6 protein-coding genes are annotated in these 6613 nt (G+C 73.1%); 2 read left to right on the top strand and 4 right to left on the bottom strand.

Annotation, left to right across the window (positions count from 1 at the left end; all coding sequences use genetic code 11):
- Positions 1–24: 24 nt before the first annotated feature.
- Positions 25–435, bottom strand: a complete 411-nt coding sequence (locus AOK22_RS19955; RefSeq protein WP_055700051.1) for a hypothetical protein — start codon at positions 433–435, stop codon at positions 25–27.
- A 176-nt stretch (positions 436–611) separates the two neighbouring features.
- Positions 612–1217, bottom strand: coding sequence for a hypothetical protein (locus AOK22_RS19960; protein WP_055700057.1), 606 nt, complete (start codon positions 1215–1217; stop codon positions 612–614).
- 293 nt (positions 1218–1510) lie between these two features.
- On the opposite strand from AOK22_RS19960, the gene AOK22_RS19965 reads away from it, so the two are divergent.
- A complete protein-coding gene (locus AOK22_RS19965) occupies positions 1511–3493 on the top strand; it encodes a sigma-70 family RNA polymerase sigma factor (protein ID WP_055700052.1) in 1983 nt (660 codons plus the stop codon).
- A 36-nt stretch (positions 3494–3529) separates the two neighbouring features.
- Here AOK22_RS19965 and AOK22_RS19970 read toward each other — a convergent pair whose 3' ends face one another.
- Together AOK22_RS19970 and AOK22_RS19975 are read right to left on the bottom strand one after the other, a co-directional pair.
- Entirely contained in the window at positions 3530–4576 is a 1047-nt protein-coding gene (locus tag AOK22_RS19970; RefSeq protein WP_055700053.1) for a methyltransferase, read from the bottom strand.
- A gap of 114 nt (positions 4577–4690) precedes the next feature.
- The gene (locus AOK22_RS19975; RefSeq protein WP_055700054.1) at positions 4691–6157 is read right to left on the bottom strand and encodes an MFS transporter; all 1467 of its coding nucleotides are present in this window, start codon (positions 6155–6157) and stop codon (positions 4691–4693) included.
- A 192-nt stretch (positions 6158–6349) separates the two neighbouring features.
- Here AOK22_RS19975 and AOK22_RS19980 point away from each other — a divergent pair.
- On the top strand, positions 6350–6613 hold a 264-nt coding region (locus tag AOK22_RS19980), incomplete at its 3' end, for a MarR family transcriptional regulator (RefSeq protein WP_157872265.1).

The raw sequence follows: 6613 nt of genomic DNA on the forward strand, positions 1-6613 counted from the left end.
CCGGCGGATCCACGGCCCCGCGGGTCAGGCGGCCCCGTCGTAAGGAGTGACGCGGCGGTACGCGGCGCGCGCGTACCGGACCCGGGCGACCGCGGTGCCGATGAGCGCGGCGGCCAGCAGGCACGCCACCCAGCCGGGATCCCGGTGCCCGGCCCAGGAGAGCTCCCCGGTGGGGTGGGCGGCGAAGACGTTCAGGAGGGCCCAGCACAGCAGGGCCGTGCCCGGCGCCGCGGCGAAGCGGCCGAGCGTGCCGAGGAGGGCGGCCAGTACCGACAGGACGGCGAGGGCGAGTCCGGTCCGATCGAGCGCGCCGAGCAGGTCGAGCACGCCCACCAGCATCAGGGAGCCCCAGCCGGCCGCCGTCCACACGAACGGCGTGGCCATGGGTTCGGGAACGGCCCTTGCGCCCTTGGCGATGTAACGCCACTCCACCACCGTCGGTTTCCTCCCCATCGCCGGGGGCCGGGCACATGCCCGGCCCCCGGCCTCTTCCCGGCCGAGTCCTCGTACGACGGGACCACCGCTCCCGTGCGGGAACCCCCGTGTGGTCCGTCGGCCGATTCTTCCACCTCAACGCGGGAATGCCGAGGTCGGTCCCCGACAGCGACGGGTCAGTACAGCTTGTTCACGGCCGTGGTGGTCGTGGCCTTGAAGTCGGAGACCTGGGCGTCGGCGAAGCCACCCATCTGCCCCCACTGCACGAGCGTCACCGTGGTGCCGTCACGGCCCACCGAGAACATGTTGATGTCGGAGGCGCCCCACGAGGTGACGGTGTGGACCCCGTACACGTGGGCCCCCTCCTCGACGGCGAGCCTGCCGTAGTACTTCTGCTTCGCGGTGGTCTCCGGGTCGAGCTTCATCACCGTCTCCGCGCAGCCGTCCAGCTTCTTGCGCAGCAGCGCCGCGAAGTCCTTGGCACGCTGCTCGCTGCGCTCGACCACGGTCACCTGGAGGGCGCCGGTGTCGTAGTCGGTGCGGTAGGCGCGGTGCACGGAGGTCGAGGGCAGCGCCTCGCCGACGCACATCGGCAGCGGGTCGGGCTGCCCGGCCGTGACCGGACCCGCGGTCCAGGCCGACGACGAGTGCGGCGGCAGCTCCGACGGCGCCAGGAACTTCGGCGAGCCGGCCGCCGCGGCGGGCATCGCGGTGCCGACGACGACCGCCGTCGCCACGGCGGCGCCCACGGCGAGCAGCCCCTTGTTCACACGCATGTTCATCTCCACGGTTTCCCCCATGTCACTTGTTCGGCGTGTCAGTTGGGGTGAGCACGGCCACCCCTTTACACCTCGCCTCGTACGACCCGTGACCACCGGCACCCGTTGCACTCGCGTTCGTCACAGATCTGTCCCCCGTGTCACCGAACGGCAACAGGGGGCGTGGGCGGTGCGCCGCCACCCTTCCCGGTGACCCCTGTCAAGCCGCGCGACCGCGCCTGTGACCATCGCACGAATCACTCGTTTGAAGGAGGTCAGGACGGAACGTCGTCAGCCTTCGGAAGGCTCCTTGATCGATGAGCACATCGCAACGAGGACGGACAAAAGCACCAGAAAGCATCGCCCTCGACCAGGCCGAGGCGGTCATCGTCGACCGCTACACCCGGCTCGTCCGCCTCGCCTACCTCACACTTCCCGGCACGCTGAGCCGCCATCGGCGCGTTCTCGTCGCCCACGCCCTGGTCCAGCGGGCCCTGCCCGGCTTCCGGGCACGACGGGCGCTGCCGAAGATCCCGGCCCCCCGGGCGGGCGAGGCGGGCCGGGCGGAGGCGGCCTGGCTCACCGCGCGCGTACTGGGCGCGGCCCTGTCGCACGACCGCCGGCCGCGCGGCTGGCCGAAGCGGCTGCCTCCGCCGCGCGAACTGCACCCCACACTCCCCACCGTCTGGGGGCTGCGCCTCTTCCCCCGCGCCGGGGGCACCGAGGAGATAGAGCTGGCGCAGCTCCTCACGCGCCTCTCCGCACCCGCCCGCGCCGCCTTCGTGCTGTGCGCCCTGGACGGACTGCCACGCGACGAGGTCGTCGAACTGCTGGGCGCAGCCGGTGTGACGGATCCTCACGACGCCATGCGGACCGCCGACGAGCTGCGCGCGGACGTGGGCGACGCGGCGGGCGCGCTCCTCAACTCGCAGGAGTTCGACGCCTGTTCCGTGCAGACCCGGCCCACCGACCTGGTCCGGCGCAGGCGCCGCTTCCGGCTCGCCTGGTGCGCGGTCGGGGTCGCCGCCATCGGCGGCACGGCGCTCACGGCCGTCGACCAGACCGTGCACCACGACGACCGCACGCGCCCCACGGGCAGCTACTCCGCGCTCAGTGTCGACGCGCTGCAGCGCACCAAGCCCGACGTGTGGGCCGACACCTCGCGGGTGGACTTCACCGCGTGGCCGGCGCGCGGCGCCCTCACCGGCGACCGTGCCCTGCTCCGACGCGCCCTGTCCGCCTGGACCGACCCGCCGCGCGGCACCCGCGTCACCGCCACGAAGGCGACGTCCACCCAACCGCCGCCCGACAGCACGCAGTTGCTGTACGCAGGTGTCGTGGGCGGCGAGACCGTCGTGCTGTTCCACGACGGCCGCCGTGTGATCCGGTACGGCGAGCCCGCCTCTCCGTCGGAGCCCGCCACGCTGTCCTTCGTGCGCGCCGACGACTCCGACGTGACGACGGCGGCGGCGCTCGCGGTGGGGCGCGCGGACGGCAAGGTCCGCTATCTCACCGCCCCGTGGATCGCGGAGGCGCAGACACGCGACCTGCTGCGGCCCAACGCTCCCGGCCGTCCGCTCGACGTGTCCGACGAGGGCCTGACGAAGCCCGTCGAGGCGCCCTCGGCCGGCGGCCCGTGCGACAGCATGCCCGTCCTGCAACTGCGGTCGTCCGACAAGATCGTGGAGAAGCACGCCTTCCTCGTGGCCGATCTCGGCGATCTCGCCCCCGTGCACCTCAGCTACACGCCGCTGCCCGGCACCGGCGCCCCGTCACGGCAGCCGCGCGAGGCGACCAGCGGCACGGCTCTGCAGGCCTGGGCGCGCGGCGCCTGCCGGCTGCCCGAGCTGCGCGGCAGGGGCGTGCGGTCCGTCAACCAGTGGGACTTCGCCGACCAGGACCTGCCCGAGAACGGCGGGCGGGCCGTGTGGTCCTGCACGCGCGCCTCGACGTGGCGCGGCGACGGTGACGTGCTCGTCCAGTTCCGTACGTCCACCGAGTCGCCGACCTCGCCGGCGAAGGTGGCCGGGCGGGCCCGCTCCACGGCCTCCTGCAGCCGGTTCGGCCAGCACGTGGTGGCCGCTACGGGCTGGACGGCGGGGTCCGGGCACCGCTACCTCCTCGCGGCGGGCAGCCGGGACGTCACCGGCATCTCCGTCACCGGGGACGTCAAGGCGGACAAGTCCGGCCGCACCCTGGCCGTACGGGCGCCCAAGGACGCCGAGGTGACCGTGCGGGCGCGGCTGGCGGAGGGCGGTTCACTGTCCGAGGTGGGCGCGTCGGGCACGACGCGCCGCTGACGTCCGGCGCCGAGGGGCCCGCCGGCTCCCCCGGGGTCAGTCGCCCACTCTGCTCGCCTCGATGAGGCACATCGGGCCCGCCGTCTCCACGACGCGGTCGAGGTGGAAGCCCGATCCCGACAGCAGGGTCCGCCAGTCCTCACGGCTGCGTTCCCTGCCGTCGAGCATGCCCATCATGGTGAGGTCCAGGAGCGTCGCGACCTCGGGGGCCGCGCCCTCACCGAGCACCGTCTCGACGAGGAAGAGCCGGGCCCCCTCCGGCGCGGCCTCGTGGACGCGGTCGAGGAGGGTGGCGCACTGCTCGTCGTTCCAGTCGTGGAGGATGAAGCAGGCCAGATAGGCGTCGGCGTCGCCCGGCACGCTCTCGAAGAAGTCGCCGCCCCGGGTGCCGACGCGGTCGGCGACACCGGCCTTGCGGAGCACCGCTCCGGCGCCCTCGACCACATGGGGCAGGTCGAAGACGGTGCCGCGCAGGTGCTCGGCGCGGCGGGCGAGCCCGGCCAGCGCGGTGCCGTCGGCGCCCCCGATGTCGACGAGGTGGCGCACCCCGCTCAGCTCCAGGCTGTCGAGGGCGTCCTGGCGCAGCGCGCCCATCATGTTGCCCATGGCGGCGCTGAACCCCGCGACGCGCTCCGGTTCCTCGGCGATCCAGTCGAAGAACGGCTTGCCCAACTCCCGTTCGGCGGCGGGTACTCCGTCGTGCAGCGTGGACCAGAGGCGGGCGAAGGGCCGGTAGTGGGTGTCCATCCACATCACGGCGACCTCGCGCAGCGAGTCCCCGGTGTCGCTGCGCAGGGTGTGGCCCAGCGGGCCGAGTCCGACGGTGTCGCGGTCGGCGTCGAGGACGAAGACCCGCTCGCCCGCGAGGCTGCGCACCAGTCGCCGCAGCAGGTCGGTGCGGAGCCCGGCGGCCTCGGCCGCCTCGGCCAGGGGGCGTGGCCCGGCGGCCAGATGGTCGGCCACGCCCGCGCGGGCCACGACGTACAGGGCCTGGGAGATCTGGAAGCCACCGAGCAGGCGCAGCATGGCGACGGCAGGAGCGCGCGTACCGGAGGCGGAAGGGGAGGATCCGTTCAGCAGCATGATCGAAGGCCTACCCGATTCATGATCGCGCCCCACCCCCTCTCCCGCCTGTGGCCGAAAGGGCCTTCGGGTCCGTACCTGTTCGGCCGCCCGCGCGGGGCGGCCGATGGCCGGTCAGCGTCGCTTCTGCGGCACCTCGGGAGCGGCCGCGGGGGCCGGGACGGCGGTGGTGTCGAGGCCGCCGGCCGGTCGTACGGGGATGACCGAGGCGAGCGCCGCGGCCGCCAGGCCCACGCCGCAGCCGATCGCCATGGCGACGCGGAAGCCGCCCTCGGAGGGCAGGGCGTACCCCCCGAAGTCGGTGGTCATCTGAGCCAGCACCACGCCGATCACCGCGGCCGAGACCGAGCTGCCGATCGAACGCATCAGGGTGTTGAAGCTGTTGGCCGACGCGGTCTCGGACGGGGGCACGGCGCTCATGATGAGCGCGGGCATCGCGCCGTAGGCGAAGCCGACGCCCGTGTTGCAGACGATGGTGACGACCAGCAGGCTCCAGGTGGAGCCGGAGCTGATCAGCGGCAGGCCGAGGCCGTAGCCCGCGGCGATGACCAGGCTGCCCACGGCGAGGGTGACCTTGGGGCCCCGCGCGGCGGAGAGCTTGGCGCCCAGGGGCGACATCGCCATCATCATCAGGCCCGCCGGCGCCATCCACAGGCCCATGGCGACCATCGACTGCCCCAGGCCGTAGCCGGTGGCCTCGGGCAGCTGGAGGAGCTGGGGCACGACCAGGGACTGGGCGTACATGGAGAACCCGACCAGGATCGAGGCCGCGTTCGTCGTCAGGACCTGCGGGCGGGCGGTCACGCGCAGGTCGACCAGGGGGTCGGTCAGCCGCAGTTCCCACCGGGCCCAGACCAGCAGGACGACGACGGCGGCGGCGAACAGGCCGAGCGTGGTGGCGCTCCCCCAGCCCCAGTCGGCGCCCTTGGAGACGGCGAGCAGCAGACAGATGAGACCGGCGCCGAGGCCGACGGCGCCGAGCAGGTCGAAGCCGCCGGGCGAGGTGTTCTCGTGGTCCGCCGGTACGAGGGTCCGGATCAGGGCGCCGACGGCCACCGCCAGGGCGGCGACCACCCAGAACAGCACGCGCCAGCTGACGTTCTCCGCGATCGCGGCGGCGAAGGGAAGGCCGAGCGCGCCGCCCACGCCCATGGAGGCGCTCATGATCGCGATGGACGAGCCGAGCCGCTCCCTGGGGACGACGTCCCGCAGCAGGCTGATCCCGAGCGGTACGACGCCCATGCCCATGCCCTGCAGACCGCGGCCGGCGATCATCGGGACGACGGAGGACGACACCGCGCAGACCACCGAGCCCACGACCAGCGGGAGCAGGGACGCGAGCAGCATGCGGCGCTTGCCGAACATGTCGCCGAGGCGGCCCGCGACGGGCGTCGCCACGGCGGCGGCCAGCAGCGTGGCGGTGATGACCCAGGACGCGTTGGACGCGGAGGTGTCGAGCAGCACGGGGAGTTCCGCGATGAGCGGCACCACCAGGGTCTGCGTGATCGCGGCCACGATGCCCGCGAAGGCGAGGATGCCGACCACGGCACCCGGTCGGGCCGCCGGTTGAGCGCTGTCCACAGGTTCTCCTGTTGTGGTGTCGTGCCGTGGCACGACACCACGGGATCGATGTGCACCGTACACGAGATATGCATGATGCATGCCGCGTGCGCCATGCATGTGATGTGCTAGATGCATACAATCCGTGATATATCTGCTGCGATGTGGCCGTCTCGCCCGTGAGGCAAGCCCTGGAGCCGAAGGGAACCTCGCATGGACAAGCCGCTGGACCGGGTCGAGTTCGAGACCATGCTGCTCGGCCGCCACATGAGCCTGCTGACCTCCCGCGGCGGCGGGCGCCTCGACCGCAGCGCCTACATCCTGCTCAGCCGCATCCTGGCGCAGGGCCCGATGTCCATCGGCCAGCTCAGGGAGGCCTTCGGCCTGGACACCTCCACGCTCAACCGGCAGACCGCCGCCATGCTGCGCGCGGGCGTCGTCGAGCGCATCCCCGACCCCGACGGCGGCATCGCCCGC

This window comes from Streptomyces silaceus, from assembly GCF_001419745.1.
Lineage (GTDB): Bacteria > Actinomycetota > Actinomycetes > Streptomycetales > Streptomycetaceae > Streptomyces > Streptomyces silaceus.

Excerpts from the sequence above, each read along its gene's own strand:
- AOK22_RS19960 (WP_055700057.1), bottom strand. The coding sequence starts at position 1,217 with ATGAACATGCGTGTGAACAAGGGGCTGCTCGCCGTGGGCGCCGCCGTG.
- AOK22_RS19965 (WP_055700052.1), top strand. The coding sequence starts at position 1,511 with ATGAGCACATCGCAACGAGGACGGACAAAAGCACCAGAAAGCATCGCC.
- AOK22_RS19970 (WP_055700053.1), bottom strand. The coding sequence starts at position 4,576 with ATGCTGCTGAACGGATCCTCCCCTTCCGCCTCCGGTACGCGCGCTCCT.